Here is a 24,048-nt window from a genome sequence, read left to right as displayed (position 1 = left end):
CGAGGCTCTACCCCATGCTGACGCTTACAGCCAACGATATCCGCCTGGGCTGCACCGCCAACGACTGGCAGGATGCCCTCAACCAGGCCAGCCAGGACCTGCAGGCCGCCGGCCGGATTATTCCCGAGTATCACGCCGGTATGCTGGCCCGGGAGCAGCAGTCCTCCACCGTACTCGGCAACGGCATTGCCATACCCCACGGCACACCGGAAAGCCGCTCCGCGGTTACCAGCACCGGCATTCGCGTTTTGCAGTTTCCCGAAGGCGTTACCTGGCATGACAACGCCACCGTGTATGTCCTGGTCGCCATTGCCGCCCAGTCGGATGAACACCTAAACATACTGCGCCACCTGACCCGTGTGCTGGACAAGCCCGGCCTGGCCCGGAAGCTGGCCGGTGCCGACGATCCCGCCGCTCTGGTCACCCTGTTGTCCCGGGAGCCGGTGGTTCCCAAGTGTGATGCCGACACCCTGTGCCTGGGCCTGAACACCCGCTCCACCAGCGAACTGGCCATGGCTGCGGCAGCCCGGCTCCAGGGCCTGGGCTGCGTGGATTCCGCCTTTATGAAGGAGATTGTCAGCCAGCCCCCGGTCAGCCTGGGCCAGGGTTTCTGGCTGGTTCACCACAGCGTCGGCAGCAACCGGCCGGCGCTGGCGCTGGCTACCCCGGACAAAACCACGCACGAACTGGCCGGTGTTTTCTGCCTGGCCGGCCCGGGAGAGGATTGCCGGGACCTGCTGGAGCGGATCGACAACTTCCTGGCCCAGAATACGCCCCTGGAAAGCCATTCCGTAGACGCCGTCCTCTCGAGACTGTCTGGTGAGCAGGCCAATGCCGTCAGCGAGCAGGTAAAGCTGCTGAATGCCCATGGTCTTCATGCCCGGCCCGCCAAGCAGCTGGTACAGGAGGCCCGCCAGCATGACGCCAGCATTCGTATTCGCCTTGCGGAGGGTGATGGCAACTCCGTTTCCGCCACCAGTCTCACCCGCATCATCGGCCTGGGCGCCCGTCGGGGGCAGACGCTGATCATCTCGGCAACCGGCGAGGATGCCGAAAAGGCCGTCAAAGCCCTGTGCAAAGCGGTCAGCGAAGGGCTCGGAGAAAACGTGTCACCACTGCGGCAGCAGGAGAACCCGTCGCAGCCATCAGAACGGGAATCCGAGCCGGAACCGCTGGCCGACGATGAGCCACTGAAAGCGGTAGCCGCCTCACCTGGGCTGGCGCTGGCGCCCGCGTTTGTGATGCGCCAGCCAACGCTGGAGTACCCGGCCAGCGCCAGTGACCCGGGTGAACAGACCAGCCGCCTTGGCCGCGCGATCGACGAAGCCGACGGGCAACTGCGCACCCTGATTCGCCAGGCCGAAGGCGGAGAGGCGGCCCCGATCCTGTCAGTGCACGTGGAAATGCTGCAGGACGACGACCTCTACCAGGCGGCACTGGAAGGCATCAACGAAGGCGCCTCCGCCGAGGCTGGCTGGTGGAAGGCCATTGATACCGCCGCCCGGGCCCAGGAGGCATTGGCGGACCGTCTGCTGGCCGAAAGGGCGGCGGACCTGCGGGATGTTGGCCGGCGCGTGCTGGCCAATCTCTGCGGGGTGGCCATGCCGACACCGCCGGATGAACCCTATGTACTGGTGGCCGACGACCTGGGCCCCTCTGATGTCGCGAGGCTGGATACCCAGCGGGTTCGTGGTCTGGTTACGGCCCGTGGTGGCGCCACCTCCCACAGCGCCATACTGGCCCGAGCACTCGGCCTGCCCGCTGTGGTTGGCGCGGGTAACCGGATACTGACCATTGCCGACGGCACAGACGTTGTGGTTGACGGCGAACGCGGCTGCCTGGTGCCCAATCCCGGTCCTGAACGCCGGGAGCGCATTACCCGCCGCCTGGATCAGCTTGGCCGTTTGCAGGCCGAGGCCCACGAGTGCCGCGATGAGCCGGCCACCACCACCGATGGCCACACCATTGATGTGTGTGCCAACCTGGGCAACACCGCCCATACTCCGGATGCCGTAAGCCGGGGGGCGGATGGCATCGGCCTGCTGCGCACCGAGTTCATCTTCATGGAACATCCGGAAGCGCCGGATCTTGACACCCAGGTAAAAGAGTACCGCCACGCCTTCGATGCCCTCGACGGCCTGCCGCTGGTGGCGCGCACACTGGATGTGGGTGGCGACAAACCCCTGGATTACTGGCCCCTGCCCCACGAGGACAACCCCTTCCTGGGATTGCGGGGCATTCGCCTGTCCCTGACCCGCCCGGACATCCTGGAAACCCAGGTGCGCGCCCTGCTGACCGCCGCGGACAACCGCCCGCTGCGCATCATGTTCCCCATGGTCAAGGACCTGGAAGAATTCCGCGCTGCCAAGGCCATCGTGGAACGGGTCCGCGCCGAGGTTCCCTGCCAGGGCCTGCAGGTAGGCGTGATGATCGAGGTGCCCTCCTGCGCGCTGCTGGCCCACACCCTGGCGCCGGAGGTGGATTTCTTCTCCGTCGGCACCAACGACCTGACCCAGTACACCCTGGCGATTGATCGTGGCCACGGCCAGCTGTCGGCCGAGTCCGATGGCCTGCACCCGGCGGTACTGCAACTGATCCGCATGACCGTGGAAGCCGCCCACGCCCACCAGCGCTGGGTGGGAGTCTGTGGTGAACTGGCCTCGGACCCCCAGGCCATTCCGGTACTGCTGGGCCTGGATGTGGACGAGCTGTCTGTGACCAGCCGGCGGGTGCCACTGGTGAAAGCCTGCATCCGCCGGCTGAGCCGTGAGCAGGCCCGGCAGCAGGCCAGACTGGCCCTGTCCCGGGCCACCGCCGCCGAAGTGCGCGATGCGCTGGAGGCCTTCTGATGCCCCGCGTGCTCACCATTACCCTTAACCCTGCGCTGGATCTGAACGTGGAAACCGGCACGGTCCGTCTTGGCGGAGTCAACCGATCGCGGACCACGCGTCTGGACGCTGCCGGCAAGGGCATCAACCTTGCCCGGGTTCTGTCCCGCCTGGGCCACACCGTAACCGTCTCCGGCTTGCTGGGGGATATCAACGCTGCACCGTTCGAGCGCCTGTTTCATTCAGACATGCTGGACGACCAGTTCGTGCGCGTCCCGGGCCAGAACCGCATCAACGTGAAAATCGCCGAAGACGGCGGCCGGGTGACGGATCTCAATGGCCCCGGGTTTGATGCTTCTCCCGAGTCATTGAAGCAGCTTGAAACACGCCTCGGTGACCTGACAGGGCACTACGATGCCGTAGCCATTGCCGGCAGCCTGCCGGCGGGATTCGAAGCCGATGCCCTGGCCAGACTGGTCTGCCATTTCAAGGCCAGCGGCACCCCGGTGTGGCTGGACACCAGTGGCCCCGCGCTGGACGCAGGCCTTCGGGCCCTGCCCGATGGCATCAAACCGAACATTGATGAGCTGGCGGAATGGGCCGGTTCCGCCCTGGACAGCCTGGATGCCGTTGCCGCAGCCGCCCGCGCCCTCCAGGAAACCGGCATTGCCCATGTAGTGGTCTCCATGGGTGAGAAGGGTGTGCTCTGGCTGTCGCCCAGCGGCGACTGGCTGGCCTCACCACCCCCTGTCACCGTGCTCAGTACCGTCTGTGCCGGCGACACCCTACTGGCCGGAATGATTCACGGGCTGCTCGAACGCAACGGTGACCCGGTTAGCTGCAGGCGCAACTGCCAACAGATCCTGTCGACCGCCACCGCCCTGTCTGCGGAGTGTGTACGCCATGTAGGCGTGGGCGACCCGATGGCCGACGACTTCACGCAACTGATCGAACAAACCCGCGTCACTCTCTTCACCCCCTGGCCCGGGCACAACAACAATGGGGAGATGCCATTATGAAACTGATCATCGTTACCGCCTGCCCCCAGGGCGTTGCCACCAGCTTCCTGGCGGCCCGGGCCCTGGAGCGGGCAGCACAGCAAAAAGGCTGGACGGCCATCACCGATATCCGGGGGCCACAGCAGCCGGCCTGTCCAATATCCGCGGAGGAGATTGCTTCGGCAGACCTGGTGATTGCCGCCACCGGTACCGCAACCGATCTGAGCGCCTATGCCGGAAAACGCCTCTACCAGGTTCCGGTAACGGCCGCCCTGCCCGACCCGGTAGCGGTGCTTGAGCAGGCAGAACAGCGGGCTGCTCCCTACCAGCCCGCTGAAGAGCCAGTTGTCTCTGGCAGGACGGACGACACCAAAGGCAAGCGTATCGTTGCAGTGACGGCCTGCCCCACCGGCGTTGCCCACACGTTCATGGCGGCAGAGGCCCTGACAACAGCAGCCACGGCGGCAGGCCACCAGATACGCGTGGAAACCCAGGGGTCTGTAGGCGCGCAGGATCCGCTGACTGCAGAAGAAATTGATGCGGCGGATGTCGTCATCCTGGCCTGCGACATTGAAGTGGACCCCAGCCGATTTGCCGGTAAACCCCTATGGCGCACCTCTACCGGCAACGCCCTGAAAAAACCGGGGCCGACCATTGATGAGGCACTGGCTAACGCCACTGTCGAGGAAGGCCGGAAGAAAAAGGAATCATCAGGTGGCGAAAAGCGCGGCCCCTACAAACACCTGCTGACCGGTGTGTCCTTCATGCTGCCCATGGTGGTGGCGGGCGGCCTGCTGATTGCCCTGTCGTTCGTCTTCGGCATTGATGCGTTCGAAGAAGAAGGCACCCTGGCCGCGGCGCTGATGCAGATCGGCGGCGAAACCGCGTTTCAGCTGATGATTCCGCTGCTGGCCGGCTACATTGCCTGGTCCATTGCCGACCGGCCCGGGCTGGCCCCGGGTATGATCGGCGGTTACCTGGCCGGGACGCTGGGCGCGGGTTTTCTGGGTGGCATTATCGCCGGTTTCCTGGCCGGCTATGTAGCCCGTTTTATCAGCCAGAAGCTACCGATGCCGGAGAGCATCGAATCCCTCAAACCCATCCTGATCATTCCGCTGCTGGCCAGCCTGGTGACAGGCCTGGGCATGATCTACGTGATCGGTGAACCCGCTGCTGCACTGATGAACGGCCTGACCCGCTTCCTGGAAGGCATGGGCACCACCAACGCCATTCTTCTGGGCGGCATCCTCGGCGCCATGATGTGCTTTGACCTGGGCGGACCTGTCAACAAGGCCGCTTACACCTTCGGGGTGGGCCTGTTGTCGGAAGGCAGCGGTGGCTCGGCCCCCATGGCAGCGATCATGGCCGCCGGCATGGTGCCGGCCATCGGCATGGGGGTAGCCAGCTTTGTCGCCCGCTCCAAGTTCGCCGAAACCGAACGGCAGGCGGGGCGCGCGTCTTTCGTGCTGGGACTGTGCTTCATTTCCGAGGGCGCTATCCCCTTCATGGCGAAGGATCCGTTACGGGTGATTCCGGTATGCATGGTGGGTGGTGCCATCACCGGGGCCCTGTCCATGTTGTTTGCGGTGAAGCTGATGGCACCCCACGGCGGGCTGTTTGTGCTCGCCATCCCCAACGCGGTAAGCGCGATCCTGCCTTATGTGGCCGCCATTGCAATCGGCTCGCTGGTCATCGGATTCGGGTACGCCATGATCAAGACCGGCAAGGCCGAAGTGGCTGCCACTGCACCCTGACGGCCCCCTCACCGGGGGCGCTTGACGCCCCCGGCATTTGCGGCGATCGTATCTGCCACAGCGATACACAAGGATGCCGTGATGAAACTTCTGCCCACCCTGATACTGGCCATTGCCGCCATTATATCCGCCTCACTGATTGCAGATGGCCTGACCGGGCTTCGAACCGGCGACCGTTTCGTCACTGTCAAAGGTGTGGCGGAAAGGGAGGTACAGGCAGACCTGGCATTGTGGCCCCTGCGCTTCGTGGCCACAGGCGACAGCCTGGATGAAGCCAGGGAAAAAGCCAACGAAAGCCGCGAAAGCATTATGGCTTTTCTCAAACTTCAGGCCATTGATACCGAAGCGGTGGAATTGCAGCGTCTGGATGTGACGGATACCCGTGCCAATCCTTACCAGGGTGACAACATCCAGAAATTCATCATCAACCAGACCCTGATGGTGCGCAGCGACAACATCGAGCGCGTTCGCCAGGCCGCCCAGTCCGTCAGCGAGCTGGTGGATTCCGGCGTAATCCTGTCGTCTGACTATGGTCCCGGCGGGCCCACGTACCTGTTTAACAGATTGAATGATATCAAACCTGAAATGATTGCCGAGGCCACTGCCGCCGCCCGCGAAGCCGCGGCACAATTTGCGCGGGACGCAAATACCAAACTGGGAGATTTGCGCCAGGCGAACCAGGGTGTATTCCAGATTCTCCCCAGGGATCAGGCACCCGGGATCAGCGAAGGACAGCAGCCGGTGAAAACCGTCAGGGTCGTGACCACCGTCGAATACTACCTGAACTGACCACTGCCTGGTCTGGATTACTGGGTCTGTACCATTTCATCGGTAACCTGATACTTTCCGGCCAGCCAGTTCAGAATTTCCGTGGCGCCAGGGTGATCAAAACGACCATAACTTTCGATCATTGTCCCCAGGCGCTCACTGCTGATCCTGCCGAGCCCCGCATCCTCCAGGACAAGAAGATCCGTCACTACCTGCCGCGCCAGCTCCTTTCCCAGCACCTCTTCAGCGGCCAGATGGAAGGCCTGGCCGTATTGGTATTCCGCCCCCTGCTCATAGCTTTGTGCCAGGGTTATGGCGGGTATGGTTGTCAGGGTTGGCTGCAAGGCCGGGTTGATCGCATGGGTCTTAAGGTGCGGACTGTTGGCGGCGGGTCTTCCGGTAAAGGCACGCAGATGCAAGTGGCGGGACATGCGGTCACCGTCATTCACCGGGTAATTGTCCCACAGCACCGGTTTGCGCCCGAGCTGTCCGGCAACGCGACGCAGGTGGCCCGGGGAGATTTCCCGGGAGCAGACTTCCTCACCTGTCCAGAACACCTGCACCGCCGGATCCAGAGCCCTGCCCAGATCCTCCAGATAACCCGCCGGGCGCTGACCAAACACCCGGTCGAGAACCGGATCATCGGAATAATAACTCGGGCAGACAGTCAGTTGGCCGGCACTGGTTCGTTCGGCGACCCAGTGAATGATATCCGCCTGGCGGGCCGCCAGGTCCGGTGTGTTGCTTTTCATGTCATCAAACAGTATTGCCAGTCCCTGGATTCCCAACCGGTCAAAGGCCGCCAGCTTTTCCGCCAGCGCCTTTTTTGCGGCGTCATCGAAGTTGTTGAAAACCTCAAACGGGCTCAGACCGACGCTGAATGCCACACCCTGCCCACGGCAGAAGCGGGCAAAGTCAGACAGCTCACTGGCCTGCAGATCCGGATGGGGCTCGCTCCAGCGCCGGCGGAGATAGGGATCCGCCTTGGGGGCATACCAGTACTGCCGGTAGCCATGGGGAGCCAGGGCTTGAACCACCTGTCGTCGCTCCTTCCAGCTCCATAAAGGGCCATAGAAGCCTTCAATGATTCCCAGGGATGGAATGTCTGCCATACGATTTCATCTTCCGATTTCAGGTACGGATCATCTGGCGCCAAGGTTAACCCATTGCTTGACCCCGGTCATCGGACAGGCACCTGAATGTCCGCTAGACTTGCATAATCAGTGTTTCAGATAAATCATCAGAACAACTGCAACCAGGGAGCACAGGAATGGAGATAAGAACCTTTGACGATCTGATTATCTGGGCTCGGGAGCTCCATGCCCATCTTTCCCGATGCCTGGCGGAAAGCGCCACGAAAAACCAGGAAGAGCGCGCCCGGGCTCTGCTTGGCTACCTCTCGGATCACGAGTCTGAACTGGCGCGCATTACCGCGGAGTTCGAGAAGCAGGCAGATCCAAAGGCGCTCAAGACCCGACTGTATGATTACCTGAACAACGAGCACAAGCCCATCAAGACCCACCATACCTGCGACGGCCATTACGACAACCTCGACTTTCACGGCATCGTCCAGGAAATCTTCCATTTCCATGACCAGCTGATGGACTTGTACGACAGCCTGGCAGGAAAGGCGGAAATTCCGGAAGCAAAGGAGTTGGTGGAATCGCTCCGGGCCATGGAAGAACACGAAGCCATGAGACTGGCGAGCCAGATCGGCCGGATGAACGACCTCTAGAGACTACTGGAAATCACGTCGCACCCGGAGTACTGTATAGATAAACAGTACCCGGATGCCGATCATGAAAACCCGAGGCACATCCCTCAATCCCCACAACCGCTTCAGAACCATCGTCACCGACCGGCAATGTGACGATGGCTGGTATCAGAACCCGGATGACCAGCTATGCCCCGACTCTGTTGCCACCGAAGTGGTGAACGAACAGGTGCGGACCATCATCAGCCGCAACCGCTCACCGGATGTGCCCTTTGACCAGTCCATCAACCCTTATCGCGGTTGCGAACATGCCTGCATTTATTGCTTTGCCAGGCCGACACACGCCTACTGGGACATGTCGCCAGGGCTGGATTTCGAGACCCGGCTGATTGCCAAGCCCAATGCCGCAGCCCAGCTCCGCCGGGAGCTGGACAAACCCGGATACCAGGTATCCCCTATCGCCCTCGGGGTGAATACCGATGCCTACCAGCCCGTTGAGAAACAACGGGAAATCACCCGGGACATTCTCAGGGTACTGGCGGACTATCGCCACCCGGTTTCAATCATCACCAAAGGTGCACTTATTCTGAGGGACCTGGATCTTCTGTCTGAACTGGCCGGCCAGGGCCTCTGCTCCGTCCGGGTCAGCCTGACGACCCTGGACAGTTCACTGAAACGGCAAATGGAGCCCCGCACCGCCGCGCCGGCCACAAGGCTGAAAATAATCCGTGAACTGTCTGCCGCCGGCGTACCAACAGGAATCATTCTCGGCCCGGTGATACCCTTCATCAACGACCACGAAATCGAGGCCATACTGCAGGCTGCTGCTGACGCAGGCGCCCGGCGGGCAAGCTGGATCATGCTGCGCCTGCCCCTGGAGCTGGACGAGCTCTTCCGGGACTGGCTGCAGCGCCATTTTCCCCAGCGTGCTGACCACGTCATGAATCGCATCCGGGATCTCCGGGGCGGCAAAAGCTATGATTCCCGGTGGGGCAAGCGCATGACAGGCACCGGCCCCTATGCGGATCTGGTGAGACAGCGGTTTAACCGGGCAACCCGCGCGCTGGGGCTTGGCCGTCATGAGGCGGAACCCTTGCGCAAGGATCTTTTCCAGCGACCCGGGGGCCAGCAAATGACCCTTTTCGGCCTGTAGCCCGTATCAAGGGTTCGGCGGGCATAACGTCCACTAAGACCTAGGTATTAGAGACAGCGGTTTTCCGTTCCGTTGACTGTCGATTATTGTTAACTTGAACTAGAGTCAAGAGTTACTCATTCCGATAACGGAAGAGGCTCTGACCAAAACAACGACAAAAGAGGCTAGAAGAGCAATGAAGATCCGTTCTGTTCTATCTGCAGCTGTGCTGGCAGTAGCGACCACCCTCGCTTCAACACAGGCATTTGCACAAGAAACCTTCACCCTCAAGCTTGCTGAAACCTGGGGACCCAACTTCCCGATCTTCGGTGACACCACCAAGAATTTTGCCGAGCGCGTCGAGAAAATGTCCGACGGCCGGCTCAAGATCCGCATCGACTCCGCGAACAAGCACAAGTCCCCGCTGGGTGTGTTTGATATGGTCAAGGCCGGCCAGTACGATATGGGGCATTCCGCTTCCTACTACTGGAAAGGCAAGGTACCCAATACCCTGTTCTTCACCAGCATGCCCTTTGGCATGAACGCCATTGAACAGTATGCCTGGTTCTACCACGGCGGTGGCATGGAACTGATGGAAGAGGTTTACGAGCCCCACAACATGCTGTCATTCCCCGGTGGTAACACTGGCGTGCAGATGGGTGGCTGGTTCCGCGAGGAAATCAAGTCCCTCGACGATCTCGACGGGCTCAAAATGCGTATCCCTGGCTTCCAGGGCGAGGTTTTCGCGGAAGTGGGCGTAAGGCCCACCAACATCGCACCGGGTGAGCTCTACACTGCGCTGGAGCGCAACACCATTGACGCCGTGGAGTGGGTAGGCCCGGCACTGGACCTGCGCCTTGGTTTCCAGCAAATTGCTGATTACTACTACACCGGCTGGCATGAGCCTGCCACTGAGTTGCAGTTCCTGATCAACAAGAAGGTATGGGACAAATTGCCTGCTGACCTGCAGGAAATCATGAAGGTCGCCATGCGCACAGGTTCCTACGACATGCTGGTACACTCCCAGCACGCGAACGCGGAAGCCTGGGCCACCATCAAGGAAGAATATCCCAACGTCCAGATCAAGCAGTTCCCCAAGGAAATTTTCCAGGCCATGTATGACGCCAACAAAAAGCTCCTCAAAGAGGCCGCTGATGAAGGCGAGCAGGCCGCAAGAATCGTGAAGTCCCAGGAAGAGTACCTGGAGCAGAGCCGCGCCTATACGGACATTTCAGAGCGAGCTTATCTCAACACGATGTCAGAAGTAGAGTAAACTATCGGCAGTTACGGAGCCGGGATCGCTCTTGAAGTGGTCCCGGCTTTCTCGTTTAAAGCAAATGAAATTCGCTGGTTTGGCTGGCAGAGGGCAATCAATGCGTTGGATTATCAAGTTGGACGAGGGCCTGGCACGCCTGTCCACATTTTGTGGCTGGGTAGCCTGTGCCGCAATGATACTGATGGCGGCCAACGTCTTTTTTGACGTGGTCGCCCGCTATGTTTTCAATGATGTTTCGATCGCCATGCAGGAGATGGAGTGGCACCTTTACTCGGTCGTCTTCATGCTGGGCATACCCTACGCCCTGCGGACTGACGGGCACGTGCGGGTGGATGTCCTGTACGCCCGCTGGAGCGACAAGACCAAGGCCTGGATCAATCTCGTCGGGGCCTTTATCTTCGTTATCCCCTTCTCTTACCTGATCTGGCACTACGGCTACGATTTCACCGTTGAGTCCTACAATATGGGCGAAGGCAGTGGCGACCCGGGCGGACTGCCTCATCGCTGGGTTATCAAGAGCGTGATTCCCATTTCAGCGGTATTCACCGCGATCGCCGGCCTCAATATGGCGACTCATGCCATACGGGTGATGTCAGGAGAGAAAAGCTACGATACTAAACACGGTGCGGAGGGGCTGGCATGATTGGCATGATTATGTTCGGTGTTGCCCTGCTGATGCTGATGCTTGGCTTCCCGGTTGCCTTTACCTTTGGCGGCGTCGCGCTGTTTTTCGGCATTTTTGCTGAAGGCATGGATCTGTTTGCCTTCATGCCCTATCGCATCCTGAGCGTGATGCAGAACACCACACTGATGGCGGTTCCCCTGTTTATCTTCATGGGTGTTGTGCTCCAGCGCACCAAGCTGGCGGCTCAGTTACTGACGTCCATGGGCAGGCTGTTTGGTGGTTTGCCCGGAGGCCTGGCCATCTCCACTATCCTGGTGGGTGCCCTGCTTGCGGCTTCTACCGGCGTCGTGGGGGCCAGCGTGGTGGCCATGGGCCTGATCTCGCTTCCGGTCATGCTTGCCCACAATTACGACAAGCGGCTTGCCACAGGCACCATCTGCGGCGCCGGCACCCTGGGCCAGATTGTCCCTCCGTCCATCATCCTGATCATTCTCGGTGATGTACTCGGGCTGCCCGTGGGCGATCTTTTCAAGGCCGCCGTACTGCCCGGCGTGGTTCTGATCGGGCTTTACATCGTCTACATTCTCGTTCTGACCCGTTTCAAGCCCGAAACAGCCCCGGCCATGCCCGATGACAGCGGTCTGTCCCGTGGCAACGAGATCAAGGCAGCGTTGCTTGCCATCATCCCGCCATTGGCACTGATTGTCATTGTACTGGGCTCCATCTTCGCCGGTATTGCCACACCCACAGAATCGTCGGCGCTGGGTGGTGTTGGCGCGGTCGTACTGGCCCTTATCTACCGCCAGTTCTCATTCCAGATGGTCTGGGATGCGTCAAAGGACACGGTCAAGGTGACCGCCATGGTGTTCGCCATCCTCATCGGTGCAACCGCCTTCTCGATGGTCTTCAGCTACACCGGGGGTGACTACCTCCTGGAAGAGTGGATGCTGCAGCTTCCCGGTGAGAAATGGGGCTTCATTATCCTGGCGATGCTGGTCATCCTGATACTGGGTTTCTTCATCGATTTCGTGGAAATTTCCTTCATTATCGTGCCCATTCTGGCGCCGGTGGCTGAAGCACTGGGCATCAACATGCTCTGGTTTGCCATCCTGATCGCCATGAACCTGCAAACCAGCTTCCTGACACCCCCGTTCGGGTTCAGTCTGTTCTATCTGAAAGGCGTGTCACCGCCCGAGATACGAACGACGGATATCTACAAAGGGGTTATGCCGTTTATCCTGATGCAGATACTGGTTCTGGCGTTAATAATCATCTTCCCCGAATTTTTCGGGATGAGTTCCTCCTACTGACGGAAGTGACTGTACCGGGGCCTCCTGGCCCCGGTACCCATTCTCTTTACCCTCCTCTATTGGCGCCATAGCTCCCTTCAATTTTCCCGAAACATGACAAACTGCAGTGGTTTCCTATACTGAACCAAGACAGGCGATTCTCAGTTGTGATATCGGGACACGCCCTGATGCTGAATCACTGTTGGCCTGAAAAAGTCGACATCAGTCCGTGATTAACCAGCGATTTAGGGAGAAAAGGATTCATGAATCAGAGCACCGCACGGAAGTCCACCGACGCCAGGGACGACAATCAGGAACACAAACCACATGTTCTCAGGCTGCCCCTGGAAGACGAGCAGGCGGACAGGGCGCCTCACAGCTATGAGCGCTGGCTTGTTGCAAAACTGATGCGCATGGCAGGCTCTCCGCCGGTGCGGTTTCAGTTATGGAATGACGAACTGATCGAACCCGCGACGGGGCAGGCGCGATTTACTCTCAGGCTCTCCGACCCCAAGGCTCTGTTCACGCTGGTCACCAATCCGAACCTCGCATTTGGCGACCTGTACGCAGCCGGAAGGCTGCAGGTGGATGGCGATTTGCCGGAGCTGATGGAAGCCCTTTACCGGGCTGTCCACAAGGCAAGGCAGCAGTGGCCCAAATGGCTGGAAGCGCTCTGGCGCAACCACAATCCCCGGTCAACCGGAGTCTCCGAGGCGAAAGAGAATATTCATCACCACTATGACCTGGGCAACGAATTTTACCAGTTGTGGCTGGACCAGGCGGAAATGCAATACACCTGCGCCTACTATGAAACGCCCGACCTGACCCTGGAACAGGCCCAACTGGCCAAACTCGAACATGTCTGCCGCAAACTTCGGCTGAAACCCGGCATGACCGTGGTGGAGGCCGGCTGTGGCTGGGGCGGCCTTGCCCGCTATATGGCCCGTAACTATGGGGCCAAGGTTCACGCCTATAACATATCGAAGGAGCAGCTGGCCTATGCCCGGGAAGAAGCCAGACGCCAGCAACTGGACCACCTGATTGACTACGTCGAGGACGATTACCGCAATATCAGCGGGCAATACGATGCCTTCGTTTCCATTGGCATGCTGGAGCATGTTGGCAAAGAAAACTTCAATGGGCTTTCAGAGCTGATCCGGCGCTCCCTCAAGCCCGGTGGCCTGGCCCTGCTGCACAGCATTGGCCGTAACCGCCCCATGTTGATGAACGCCTGGATCGAAAAACGCATCTTTCCCGGGGCCTATCCACCCAGCATCTCCGAGTTTATGAGCATTTGTGAACATGGAGACTTTTCAGTGCTGGATGTTGAAAATCTCAGATTGCATTATGCGCAGACACTGAGCCACTGGATGGAGCGCTTCAAAGACAACATCGACAAGGTCACAGACATGTACGACGAGCACTTCGCCCGTGCCTGGGAGATGTATCTGGCCGGCTCCATTGCGGCGTTCCGGGCCGGCTCCCTGCAGCTGTTCCAGGTGGTATTCACCCACGGCGAGAACAACGAGCTGCCCCAGAGCCGACAGGATATCTACACCTTCCCTGCTGCTCCGGAGGCCTGGTAATGGAGTACTACGACCTGATCATCGTTGGCGCAGGGCCAGCCGGATCAACACTGGCCCATGCCCTCAGGGACAGCGGCAAGCGAATCCTCATCATCGACAAACAGGATTTCCCCCGGGACAAAACCTGTGCCGGCTGGGTCACACCAGCAGTCATGAAAAGCCTGGACATCGATCCGGCCGACTATGGAGCGAGCCGCACCCTTCAGCCCATCCGGCAATTCCGTATCGGCATGATGGGCCAGCCCGCCGTGGTCAACGACCATGGTGATGTGGTCAGCTATGGCATCCGGCGTTGCGAGTTCGACGCCTATCTGCTGGACCGGGTACAGGCGCCAAAACAACTGAAAACGCCGGTCAAGTCCATCATTCGCCGGGATGGTAACTGGGTAGTCAATGATACCTGGGAAGCGCCCCTGATCGTGGGCGCCGGAGGTCACTTCTGTCCGGTTGCGAAACTGCTTGGTGATGGCCCTGGAAGTCACGAGACGGTGGTCGCAGCCAAGGAAGTGGAATTTGAAATGACGCCGGAGCAGGCGGAAGCCTGTGAAGCCCGGGGGGACACGCCGGAACTCTGGTTCTGCCGCGACCTGAAAGGTTATGCCTGGGTGTTCCGCAAGGGTAACTACCTGAATATTGGTCTTGGGCGTGAAGACAACCACAAGCTCACAGAGCACCTGAATGCCTTTGTCGAGGAGATGAAATCGGAAGGGCGCATTCCGCCGGACCTGCCCGGCCGGTTCAAGGGCCATGCCTACCTGCTTTATGACCATGCAGAGCGACCACTGGCGGATGATGGCCTGTTGCTGATCGGTGATGCCGCTGGGCTGGCCTATACCCAGAGTGGCGAGGGCATTCGGCCGGCCATCGAGTCCGCATTGATAGCGGCAGATATTATCCGTAACACGGAGGACTATTCTGCCCAGTCACTGCAATCCTACGGCGAGGCCATTGCCCGCCGTTTTGGAAACCGTGCCGCTTCCCGGGATAACGGCTGGCAGGTTCCCGACTGGCTCAAGTTGCCGTTGGCCAGCACCCTGATGCGGTCACACTGGTTTACCCGCAAGGTGGTTACCGAGAAGTGGTTCCTGCATCAACAGGTGCCCCCGCTGGAAACAGCCACCGGCTGACTGAAACCAAAAAACCGGGCAGAAAGAGTCTGCCCGGCTATAGGTTGCCAAAGACTGGTGATGTATCAGTTTTTCAGGTACCTGCGGGCATAGATCCCGGCCAGGGCCAGTAACACCAGAGCTGGCAGTGTGGGGTCAGGAGCGCCGGGGTTGGCAGACAGGGAGCAGCCCGAAGACGGCGTGGAGCCACCGCCACCACCAAAGTTGCTGTCATCACCGGAACTGCTGTCATCACCGGAGTCGCTATCGTCTCCGCTCGAAGCCCCGCCATAATTGGCGGTGCGAATGCTTGAGCGCACCGCGTCATCGTTCATATCAACAGCCAGTGCCTTGACGACGGTCTCCGCAGTCACGTTGATGCTGTCGCCGCTGTTGACAGTTTCCGAGGTATCAGGGTCCGGGTCGCTGCCATCGGTGGTGTAGTAGATTTCCACATTGTCGGTATCCGATGTAACCGTTACCGAGACTTCGTCGCTTTCATCCGCAAAGCGGACATCGCCTGGTAAGGGTGATACCAGGGGTGTGGAAACCTGGGACGTAATGTTGACGTCGTCTACGAAAATGGCGCGGGGCACGTCAGGATTCGGATCACCATCGTCGCTTTTGTCGCGCAAGCGAATGCTGATGAAAGCAGATTCGGCATCTGGATAATCCGCCGCCAGATCTTCATTGATCTCATCGTTGCCATCGTTCTCACCGGCCGCCAGCAAGGAATACCACTGTCCCGCCTCGGAGTCTTCGCCGATCACGTTCAGGCCATCAAAGTCTGATTCCAGTTCGACAAGTTTGTCGCCACCACAATCGACATCGTCGTGGATGTCCACGGCGATCCGGCCCGAGAGCTCGGCATCCGGTGCCATGGCCATGGCGAAAAACTCCGGTGCAATGCGGTCAACGCCATTGAGGTCGAAGCACTGGTCGATTTTGGCATCGCCATAGCCACCCCCCTGACCTTCCGAGTAGTAGACGTTGGCATCCTCCAGGGCAAACCAGGCGGGGCCGACGGCAGCGGGGAAGTCGTCGAAACGGTCGACGATCCAGCCTTCGTCTGCAACAAACTCATCATCCTTGGCCAGCGGGCGGTGGCTGAAATCGCCGTTCAGTACCAGGTTGGCGGGTGACCCTTCCTGAATAACACGGATATCATCCAGATAGAGCGGTTCTGCCGACAGATCCGGGTCGCCATCGTCACTGCGATCGCGCATGCGCACGCTCAGCAGCATCACGTTGGCACCATCGGGATAGCTGAATTGCGCCCCGCTGCCGCCAGGGCCGTAGCTCATGGTCTGGGCCGCTTCGTCCTCGTTGATACGGGTCCATTCGCCGCTGGATACCACGGCACCAAGGTCCACATCCAGGTCGTTGTTGTCGTCATCGCCGGACAGTCTCAGATCGGCATCGCCATCGGTGTGGATGTCCTCAATGCAATCGTCCATGTTGGCGTAGAAGGTGGGGTTAATCCGGACTTTCAGGCCATCCAGGCTTTCCCTTTCCGAGAAGGCCAGGAAGTCGATGGCCAGGCGTTCGGAGCTGTCGAATGCAACGCACTGTTCGTTCTTGTTGCCCCCGAAACCGCTTTCCAGCTTATTGGAGCGCATCACACTGGGGTCTGCAGGCGAGTCCAGGCTTTCGTCGGTGACGATATCCGTACCGCCGGGGCTATCGGCCTGAACATACCAGCCCGGCGCTCCGGTTTCGGAAGGGTAATTCACGGTGCCTTCTTCGATCGCGTCGTAGTCTGCGAAAGTGCCGTTATCCAGATCGGCCCGGGCAGACGTGGCGGCAGCCGCCATCATCAGCGCCACCAGCGCGTGCTTGCTGTAAGGAATGCGAATATTCATGGTAAACCTCGTTCTCTTTCGGTTTATGAAGGTGCGTTAGAATTCGTATTGCAGGCGGCTGGCGAAAACGGTTCCGCTGCCGTCCGGCAAGCCATTGCGGGTCGCGTCAAAGCGCATGGCATTGAACTTGACGAGCATTTCGGGGTTGAGGTACCAGTTCAGGCCAAGGGTCCAGTGTTCGAGTGTCTGGCCGTCATCCATCTTGGTCGCCTCGCTGGAGTCGGCATCGGCGTAGCGCAGGGCCACCTCGAAGGCGCCCCAGTCACCACTGGCGGGATTGAAGTTGCGATTTGGAGTGATGCGCCCGAAGTCGCCGGCGGAAGGCCGATAATTACGGGATTCACCTGTCAGGAAATACGAACCCTGAATGTAGAAACCGTCCTGGGTGATGTCGGTATCAGGGTTATCGGCGGTTTCGGTGCCCCCGTCGGGTTTGGGGCTGACGGGATTGTCGGGATCGTTGGTCAGGTTGACGGCCAGATACTCTGCCTGCACCGAGAACGGGCCATAACCGAAGGCTGCTTCCAGAGCATAGCGGGAATAATCCTCGACCCCCGGAATCTGCTGTTCACCGATCAGCTGTATATCAACACCCCGTGCACCTTCCCGGGTACGGAGGTCGGTCGTCAGCCAGGAATCTCCGAGGGTGGCGTTCTGGCGCCAGGCATAGGAAGCGCCGATGTGTGCGAAATTGCCATTTTCAAAGTAGGGCGCAAAGGATGTCCGACCCGCGAAGCCATAGCCTTTTTCTATTTTGTCCCGCTCGTTGTCAATTTCCTCGTTGAGGTTGCCGCCGAACAGGCCCGCTGCCACGTAGTATCTGGGTTTGACGGTCTGATACATGAGGCCCAGCGACCGGCTCGGGCTCGCGCGATAGGCGTCGACCGGTGCGGCACGCTCCATGAAGGTGGTGTAACGGGATGAGGTTTCACTTTCCAGGCTGAAGGGCTCTTTGAAGTTACCAACCGCCAGGCGTCCTTCGTCCATCAGGTAAGCGAGGTAAACGTTGGCAAAGCGGACATTGGATTCCCGAAAGTCCGTTTCCAGCTGCCATTCAAAGTTCTCGTACATCCGGCCCCGCACGCCGAGGCGGGCACGGCGAACAGTAGTGCCGTATTCCGGAATTTTTTCGCCGTTGTTGGCGATTTCTTCGAGCTCCTCGTCGAAGTCAGCGATCTCACCGTCCAGCATGACCCGCCCGCGGACCCGGAAAATGTTCTCGCCCTCTTCATCGGATACTGTAAATCGTCTCACACGAGTTTTGGTTTTTTCCCCCTCAACTTCATCGGCTTTGACATACCCGCCTCTTGTTCTGCGCCATCCGTGTCCATCTCGTTTCTCAGCTCAGCTGCTTCCTGCGCCGACAGCACCCCTTTTTGTTCCAGCTTTTCGATCAGTGCCGATTCATCCGCTGCCGCTGGCAGGCTGATAGCCCCAATTGCCAGTGCCAGAAGGCTGATCGCCGGAGTCCGCGCAATCCTGTTCATTCGTCATTACCTCGTTTTCTAATTCGTGAATCCAGGGACGGCTTTGATAGACCTGTCGCCAACATGGATATTTGGTTACAGCCATTTCACCCTGACGAGGCTTTATGACAGTGAGACTTCCCGTTTATGACCGTCTGATAAAAGTTTGATGACAGACCGGGCAAGACCTTGTATCAACTCAATAACCGGTCAGACTGTTTGCTGTTTCAGCAAAAGGGTCGTGTCGTGACACAACAATGGCGGGTGACATCGGGCCTGGTAACCCTGCGCGGAGACTCCCGTTTCTGGATACTATTGCTGGTTGGTACTGCGGTTGCCCTGATGTTCGGTTACCTCAACGGTGCTTCAGGCGACTGGAGCCTGCCACACTGGCTCGGGCTGGTGCTGGTGTACCCGCTGCTGGAAGAGTTCGCCTTCCGTGGCGCCATTCAGGGCTGGCTGGCCCGGCATACCCTCCGGCAATGGGGGCAACTGTCGCTGGCAAACCTGCTTACCAGTCTGGTCTTTGCGCTTACCCACTGGATAGTGCTCGGCAATGCTCTGGCGCTTCTGGTTTTTCTGCCGTCACTCGCCTTTGGCTGGAGCCGGGATCGTCACCATACGCTCTGGGGTTGCGTGCTACTGCACATACTCTGGAACCTGGGGTTTGGTGTGGGCGCTGGTCTGTGAGGGTTTCCGGTGTCCGCCCTGTCATCAAACTGTCGCCAATCTGAAATATTCCGTCGGTACGGTAAACGATCAGATTAGCCATTCCCCAAGCAAGGTCCCGGCCATGAACGCGAGCCTGCAGTCACCCGCTTCCGTGCCACAACTGGTTCTTCAGCAGGTGCATAAATCCTTTGGTGAATATGTAGCGCTGAACAGCATCAGCCTGGAAGTTCACTCCGGAGAAGTGCTGGCCCTGCTGGGCCCTTCAGGGTGTGGCAAGACGACGTTGCTGCGTTGCATTGCAGGCCTCCTCAACCCTGACAGTGGCTCCATTGCCATTGCCGGAGACATGGTGAGCGGCCCTGGCAAAAACCTTGCCCCGGAAGAGCGCTACCTGGGAATGGTGTTTCAGGATTACGCCCTCTGGCCCCATATGAGCCTCCGCAAGAATGTCGCGTTCCCGCTGGAGATGCGTGGGGTGGCGCCGGCTGAGCGTAAACGCCAGGTTGACTGGGCGCTGGATCTGGTCGGGCTACTTTCCCAGGCTGACCGGGCACCCGGCACGCTATCCGGTGGTCAGCAGCAGAGAGTGGCCCTTGCCCGTGCCATTGTGGGTGAACCCCGCCTTTTGCTGATGGATGAACCCCTGTCCAACCTGGATCGTTCCCTGCGTGAACAGTTGGCTCTGGAAATCCGGGAGCTGATCTCCGCCCTGGGTCTCACCGCCGTTTTCGTCACCCACGACCAGCAGGAAGCCTATGCCCTCGCGGATCGGGTAGCGGTATTGCAGGATGGCCATCTGCAACAACTGGATAATCCGCGCGCCCTGTTCGAGTCACCTGCCACACCGGAGATTGCAGAATTCCTGGATATCGGCTCCATGCTCGGCGGGCACTGCGACGAGCAAGGTTTTATCCCGGATAATGGACAGAACCGGCTGCCGCTGAAGGCTCGGGGTGGTTACCGGGGCCGAGCCAGGCTGCTGCTGCCGCGCAGAGCGCTGAGCCTGGCGCCACAGGAATCCCAGATGCAGCATGAGTGTGTGCCTGCTTGGGTGCGTACCTGCCTGTTCCAGGGCGAGCGCAACCTGGTGAAGGTCGCCCTGAGCGATGATGTCACGCTCGAACTGACCACCGACCAGACACCCGCCCCCGGTGACCAGTGCGGACTTCGGGTGGATCCGGAACCGCTTCGGGGCTGGGGGGACGACGGCCGGCCACTGCGGTTCGATCATTTTCAGGAAGCCCTGGATACGGTCACGGTCTGATTTATCTTATCGACACACATCTCCGAAACCGGATAATTCCCATGCGACTTCAGCACCCCAAAAAGCTTTTTTCATTCCTTCTGTTGCTGGTCACCGTTCCGCTGGTTTCTCCGGCAACAGCGTTCGCCGAGGAACTGACGGTCTACACGGCTGGTCCCCGCGCACTCATCGACGCCCTGGTGCGGGACTTCCGGGAACAGACCGGTACCCGGGTCAACGTGTTCCAGAGCAGTACCGGCCAGGTGATGGCAAGACTGGAGTCTGAGCGTTCGCGGCCCAATGCGGATGTGGTGATTTCTGCCTCGTGGGATTCTGCGGCCGCGCTCAAAGAGGGTGGTGAACTGCTTGAGTACACCCCGAAAGGTGCAGACCAGGTGCCGGATGACCTCAGAGACAGCCATTACATTGCCCAGGGTATAGCCGCCCTGGGACTGGTGTGGAATCGTGACAGCGATGTACCGGAACCGGCCGATTGGCGGGACCTCGCAGACCCCGAATACCGTGACCAGGTGACCATGCCGGACCCCTCCCAGTCCGGCGCGGCCTTTCAGTTACTGACTGGCCTGCTCGGAGAATATGGCGAGGAAGAAACCTGGGCATTGATGCAATCTCTCCGCGATAACGGCATGCTTGTTCCCGGCCCCAATGCCCGGGCTCTTAATCCGGTACTGCAGGGCGCAAAATCGGTGGTTTTCGGTGCGGTGGATTACATTGCCCTGGGGCAACGGGCCAATGGCGAGCGCATTGAGGTGATATTCCCGGAATCCGGCACCGTGCTGTCGCCAAGGCCAATGATGATCCTGAAAAGCACGGACAACCCGGAGGCTGCCAAAGCCTTTATGGACTTTATGCTGTCGGAAGCCGGCCAGGCACACGTCGCTGACCGTTATCTGATACCGGCACGCGGTGATGTCGAAGGCAAGCGTCCGGGGCTTGACGAGCTGAAACAGCTTGAGGTCGACAGCGACGCCATGAACATCCGCCGGAAGGAGATTATCGAAAACTTCCGGGAGGCGACAGAAGGGTGATCCCGCACTCCCGTTTCCGTTCCGCAATGACGTTGTCGAAATGGTTGCCGTCATTGACCGTTACGATCCTGTTGCTGGTGGTGGGTCTTCCGCTGTTGTGGGTGGTACTCCAGGCGGTTTTCCCGGATATAAGCGAAGGTAGCCTGGCTGAGCCTTTCGCGACTCTGGTGAGCACGCTGTCGGATCCTGAATTGATGGGCCTTGCGGGCAACACTCTTATGCTGGGTGCTGCGGTGGTGGCCGGATCTGCGCTGGTGGCCATTCCTCTGGGAGCGCTGCGGGGCCTGACCCGGTTGCCGGGAGCTGCTGCCTGGGATGTCATTTTCCTTATTCCTTTCATGATTCCGCCCTATATTGCTGCATTGTCCTGGATGATGAGCCTGCAGTCCCGGGGTTATGCAGAGCAACTGTTCGGCGTGGAAGGGGATGGCTTTCTGTTCTCCTTCGGTGGCATCGTTTTCGTTATGGTGCTGAATGTTTTTCCAGTGGTGTACTTTGCTGTGTCCCGCACCCTGATGGTAGTGGGCAGCCGGTTTGCCGCCGTGGGCCGTGTATTTGGTGCAGGTGGCTGGACGGCGTTCTTCAGGCTGACGTTGCCTCTCTCCATTCCTGGTATTGCCGCCAGCCTGCTACTGGTGTTTGCGCTGACGATCGAGGAATTCGGAACTCCGGCCACACTCGGGGCCCAGGCCGGATTTGACGTGCTGGTCACCGGTATCCACGAACGCTTTGCCGACTGGCCGCTGGACATTCCTGGCGCCGCCAGCCTGTCGCTGTTACTGGTACTCATGGCCATGGCTGCCTTTTATCTGCAACATTGGCTGGTCACCCGGCGTTCCTATGAATCGCTTTCAGGCAAGCCTGCTGATGTCGAATTGGTGGACCTGGGGGCCTGGCGATGGCCGGTGCTGGGCTTTTTCACCCTGGTGGCACTGCTGGCGGTGGGTTTCCCGATACTGGCGGTAATGGCGGCCGCTTTCACGGCAACCCTGTCCGGTGGCCTGGCCCCGGATAACTTCTCCCTGCGCCATTTCGAAGCATTGCTGGAAAACAGCGGAGGGGCTCTGGAAGCCCTGGGAACCAGCCTTGGCCTCGCCAGCGGAGCGGCTGTGATTACCGGCATTATTGGCGCTCTGACCGGCTATCTGGTAGTACGTAGCCAGGCCCGGGGGCGACGATTGCTCGATGTGCTGTCAGTGCTGCCCAATACCATGCCTGCAGTCGTGGTGGCTGTAGGTCTGATTCTGGCGTGGAACCGGGATTTCTGGCCTGTGGATATCTATGGCACCAGTGCCATGCTGTTGCTCGCCTACGTGTGTTTGCTGTTGCCTTACCCGGTGCGTTATGCCAGCGCTGCCTTCCGGCAGATGGGAATGAGCCTGGAAGATGCCTCTCGGGTGTGTGGAGCGGGAATGGGGAGTACGTTTAGACGGGTTTTGTTGCCACCGCTTTTGCCAAGCTTGCTCGTCGCCATGCTGCTGGTGTTCGCGATTGCTTCCCGAGAACTTGTGGCGTCACTGATGGTGGCGCCGGCTGGAACCGCGACCGTTTCCACCTTCATCTTTGGCCAATTCGAGCAAGGTTCACCAGGAATTGGAATGGCAATGAGCGTGGTGGCGATTTTCACCACCACGGCCCTGTTGGTCATACTTACCGGGTTAACCCGCAAACGTCTGCCGGTTGCGGGTTAACCTGGCCCTGAAGTTTTACTGCCCCAGGTAACTGCGGTACATCCAGACGGTTTTCTCCTGCTGGGAGATGTAGTCACTCATCAGTGCCACAGTACCCTCGTCGTCTGCATCCCCGGCCAGGTGCAGCAACTCCCGTTGCTTGCCGATCAGCCTGGCGAAACTGTCCACGATGTTCTCTACCGCATCTTTGCCGTCAGCGACATCCTTGCGTTCGGGAACTTCAGACTTCTCAATGTAAGTACTGTAGGCATGTGCAGGACGGTGACCAAGGGTCAGGACCCGCTCTGCAATCTCATCAATTTTCAGTAGCAGATCGTTATACAGTTCCTCGAACTTGGCGTGCAACTCAAAAAAGTTGTCGCCCTTGATGTTCCAGTGATACCCGCGCACGTTCATGTAGAAAATCTGGTAGTTGGACAGCAGATCGTTCAGCGAGTCCGCCAGTTTCCGGGTTTTCTCAGTATCCAGACCGATAAAATTCTTACTCATAACGTGTCTCCTTGACAGTTATCTGAATGAACTGGTTAAAAGCTTAACCAGAAAGCCACGATAGATAAAGCTTACTTATTCAATACGCTTAATAGCTCAGACCAATAATAAACACTTACAAACTATAGTCATGCGCTATGGTAATTTTTCATACAATTAATTTAACAATGATTATCAGTTACTGTTCAATAGAACCATAGTCACGAAACAGGCAGAACCGATCATGAGTACGCTGAAGATGTTTGTTCACAATCACGGATCCAAGGGTGACAACTCACTGCTGAAAACGATCACCTTTGCCATCACTCACTTTACTGTTGCGTTTACCGTGGCCTACCTACTGACCGGTGACATACTGATCGGCAGTCTCATTGCCATGGTCGAGCCTGCCATCAACACGGTCGCCTACTTCTTCCACGAGAAGATATGGGCACGCAAGGAGCGCAATGCAAGGGACGCCACCACGTCACACCCTGTCGCCAGGAGCTTCTGAGAATATA

General features: G+C 59.1%; 21 protein-coding genes. 16 read left to right on the top strand and 5 right to left on the bottom strand.

What is annotated here, in order from left to right; genetic code table 11:
- Positions 1-14: 14 nt before the first annotated feature.
- From ptsP to HLUCCO03_RS00675, 4 genes are all read left to right on the top strand, one after another.
- Positions 15-2,849, top strand: a complete 2,835-nt coding sequence (gene ptsP, locus HLUCCO03_RS00690) for a phosphoenolpyruvate--protein phosphotransferase (RefSeq protein WP_027829833.1) — start codon at positions 15-17, stop codon at positions 2,847-2,849.
- The gene (gene pfkB, locus HLUCCO03_RS00685; RefSeq protein ID WP_027829834.1) at positions 2,849-3,847 is read left to right on the top strand and encodes a 1-phosphofructokinase; all 999 of its coding nucleotides are present in this window, start codon (positions 2,849-2,851) and stop codon (positions 3,845-3,847) included. Before ptsP ends, pfkB begins: the two co-directional genes overlap by 1 nt.
- The gene (locus tag HLUCCO03_RS00680; RefSeq protein ID WP_027829835.1) at positions 3,844-5,580 is read left to right on the top strand and encodes a PTS fructose-like transporter subunit IIB; all 1,737 of its coding nucleotides are present in this window, start codon (positions 3,844-3,846) and stop codon (positions 5,578-5,580) included. Before pfkB ends, HLUCCO03_RS00680 begins: the two co-directional genes overlap by 4 nt.
- 81 nt (positions 5,581-5,661) lie before the next feature.
- Positions 5,662-6,369 (top strand): SIMPL domain-containing protein, encoded by a 708-nt coding sequence (locus HLUCCO03_RS00675; RefSeq protein ID WP_027829836.1) that lies wholly within the window; start codon positions 5,662-5,664, stop codon positions 6,367-6,369.
- Positions 6,370-6,386: 17 nt separating this feature from the next.
- On the opposite strand, the gene HLUCCO03_RS00670 is transcribed toward HLUCCO03_RS00675, so the two are convergent.
- Positions 6,387-7,460 carry a beta-N-acetylglucosaminidase domain-containing protein gene (locus HLUCCO03_RS00670; RefSeq protein ID WP_027829837.1) on the bottom strand — a complete coding sequence of 358 codons (1,074 nt, stop codon included), beginning with the start codon at positions 7,458-7,460 and terminating at the stop codon, positions 6,387-6,389.
- A 158-nt stretch (positions 7,461-7,618) separates the two neighbouring features.
- Between HLUCCO03_RS00670 and HLUCCO03_RS00665 the strand changes: the two genes are divergently transcribed.
- From HLUCCO03_RS00665 to HLUCCO03_RS00635, 7 genes are all read left to right on the top strand, one after another.
- Positions 7,619-8,083 (top strand): hypothetical protein, encoded by a 465-nt coding sequence (locus HLUCCO03_RS00665; RefSeq protein ID WP_027829838.1) that lies wholly within the window; start codon positions 7,619-7,621, stop codon positions 8,081-8,083.
- Positions 8,084-8,147: 64 nt separating this feature from the next.
- Positions 8,148-9,215: a PA0069 family radical SAM protein gene (locus HLUCCO03_RS00660; RefSeq protein WP_027829839.1), complete on the top strand. Its 1,068-nt coding sequence runs from the start codon at positions 8,148-8,150 to the stop codon at positions 9,213-9,215.
- A gap of 175 nt (positions 9,216-9,390) precedes the next feature.
- On the top strand, positions 9,391-10,467 hold the full coding sequence (locus HLUCCO03_RS00655; protein WP_027829840.1) for a TRAP transporter substrate-binding protein: 1,077 nt from the start codon (positions 9,391-9,393) through the stop codon (positions 10,465-10,467).
- A gap of 100 nt (positions 10,468-10,567) precedes the next feature.
- Positions 10,568-11,113 (top strand): TRAP transporter small permease subunit, encoded by a 546-nt coding sequence (locus HLUCCO03_RS00650; protein ID WP_027829841.1) that lies wholly within the window; start codon positions 10,568-10,570, stop codon positions 11,111-11,113.
- Entirely contained in the window at positions 11,110-12,405 is a 1,296-nt protein-coding gene (locus HLUCCO03_RS00645; RefSeq protein ID WP_027829842.1) for a TRAP transporter large permease subunit, read from the top strand. The genes HLUCCO03_RS00650 and HLUCCO03_RS00645 overlap by 4 nt, the downstream gene beginning before the upstream one ends.
- Before the next feature lie 242 nt (positions 12,406-12,647).
- Complete coding sequence (locus HLUCCO03_RS00640) at positions 12,648-13,970, top strand: cyclopropane-fatty-acyl-phospholipid synthase family protein (protein ID WP_027829843.1); 1,323 nt, start codon at positions 12,648-12,650, stop codon at positions 13,968-13,970.
- The gene (locus HLUCCO03_RS00635) at positions 13,970-15,097 is read left to right on the top strand and encodes an NAD(P)/FAD-dependent oxidoreductase (RefSeq protein ID WP_027829844.1); all 1,128 of its coding nucleotides are present in this window, start codon (positions 13,970-13,972) and stop codon (positions 15,095-15,097) included. Before HLUCCO03_RS00640 ends, HLUCCO03_RS00635 begins: the two co-directional genes overlap by 1 nt.
- 65 nt (positions 15,098-15,162) lie before the next feature.
- On the opposite strand, the gene HLUCCO03_RS00630 is transcribed toward HLUCCO03_RS00635, so the two are convergent.
- Genes HLUCCO03_RS00630 through HLUCCO03_RS00620 form a run of 3 tightly spaced genes read right to left on the bottom strand, consistent with a single transcriptional unit; the run spans position 15,163 to position 18,425 of the window.
- Positions 15,163-16,938, bottom strand: coding sequence for a chitobiase/beta-hexosaminidase C-terminal domain-containing protein (locus tag HLUCCO03_RS00630; protein ID WP_027829845.1), 1,776 nt, complete (start codon positions 16,936-16,938; stop codon positions 15,163-15,165).
- Between the two features lie 36 nt (positions 16,939-16,974).
- Positions 16,975-18,192, bottom strand: coding sequence for a porin (locus HLUCCO03_RS00625; protein ID WP_292016583.1), 1,218 nt, complete (start codon positions 18,190-18,192; stop codon positions 16,975-16,977).
- On the bottom strand, positions 18,189-18,425 hold the full coding sequence (locus tag HLUCCO03_RS00620; protein ID WP_292016582.1) for a hypothetical protein: 237 nt from the start codon (positions 18,423-18,425) through the stop codon (positions 18,189-18,191). Before HLUCCO03_RS00620 ends, HLUCCO03_RS00625 begins: the two co-directional genes overlap by 4 nt.
- Before the next feature lie 225 nt (positions 18,426-18,650).
- Between HLUCCO03_RS00620 and mrtJ the strand changes: the two genes are divergently transcribed.
- The 4 genes from mrtJ (at position 18,651) to HLUCCO03_RS00600 (ending at position 23,059) form a co-directional block, all read left to right on the top strand.
- Positions 18,651-19,094, top strand: coding sequence for a JDVT-CTERM system glutamic-type intramembrane protease (gene mrtJ, locus HLUCCO03_RS00615; RefSeq protein WP_155939834.1), 444 nt, complete (start codon positions 18,651-18,653; stop codon positions 19,092-19,094).
- Positions 19,095-19,197: 103 nt separating this feature from the next.
- Positions 19,198-20,340, top strand: coding sequence for an ABC transporter ATP-binding protein (locus HLUCCO03_RS00610; protein ID WP_036197033.1), 1,143 nt, complete (start codon positions 19,198-19,200; stop codon positions 20,338-20,340).
- Between the two features lie 41 nt (positions 20,341-20,381).
- Positions 20,382-21,368, top strand: coding sequence for an ABC transporter substrate-binding protein (locus tag HLUCCO03_RS00605; protein WP_051603721.1), 987 nt, complete (start codon positions 20,382-20,384; stop codon positions 21,366-21,368).
- 53 nt (positions 21,369-21,421) lie between these two features.
- Positions 21,422-23,059, top strand: coding sequence for an iron ABC transporter permease (locus HLUCCO03_RS00600; RefSeq protein ID WP_197025622.1), 1,638 nt, complete (start codon positions 21,422-21,424; stop codon positions 23,057-23,059).
- 15 nt (positions 23,060-23,074) lie between these two features.
- Here HLUCCO03_RS00600 and HLUCCO03_RS00595 read toward each other — a convergent pair whose 3' ends face one another.
- The gene (locus HLUCCO03_RS00595; protein ID WP_027829851.1) at positions 23,075-23,548 is read right to left on the bottom strand and encodes a Dps family protein; all 474 of its coding nucleotides are present in this window, start codon (positions 23,546-23,548) and stop codon (positions 23,075-23,077) included.
- A 223-nt stretch (positions 23,549-23,771) separates the two neighbouring features.
- On the opposite strand from HLUCCO03_RS00595, the gene HLUCCO03_RS00590 reads away from it, so the two are divergent.
- Positions 23,772-24,041: a DUF2061 domain-containing protein gene (locus tag HLUCCO03_RS00590; protein ID WP_027829852.1), complete on the top strand. Its 270-nt coding sequence runs from the start codon at positions 23,772-23,774 to the stop codon at positions 24,039-24,041.
- Positions 24,042-24,048 lie beyond the last annotated feature (7 nt).

It is taken from the genome of Marinobacter sp. HL-58 (genome assembly GCF_001314605.1).
GTDB lineage: Bacteria > Pseudomonadota > Gammaproteobacteria > Pseudomonadales > Oleiphilaceae > Marinobacter.
The sequence above is the reverse complement of the archived record's forward strand: the minus strand, read 5'-3'. Positions and strand labels throughout refer to the sequence as shown.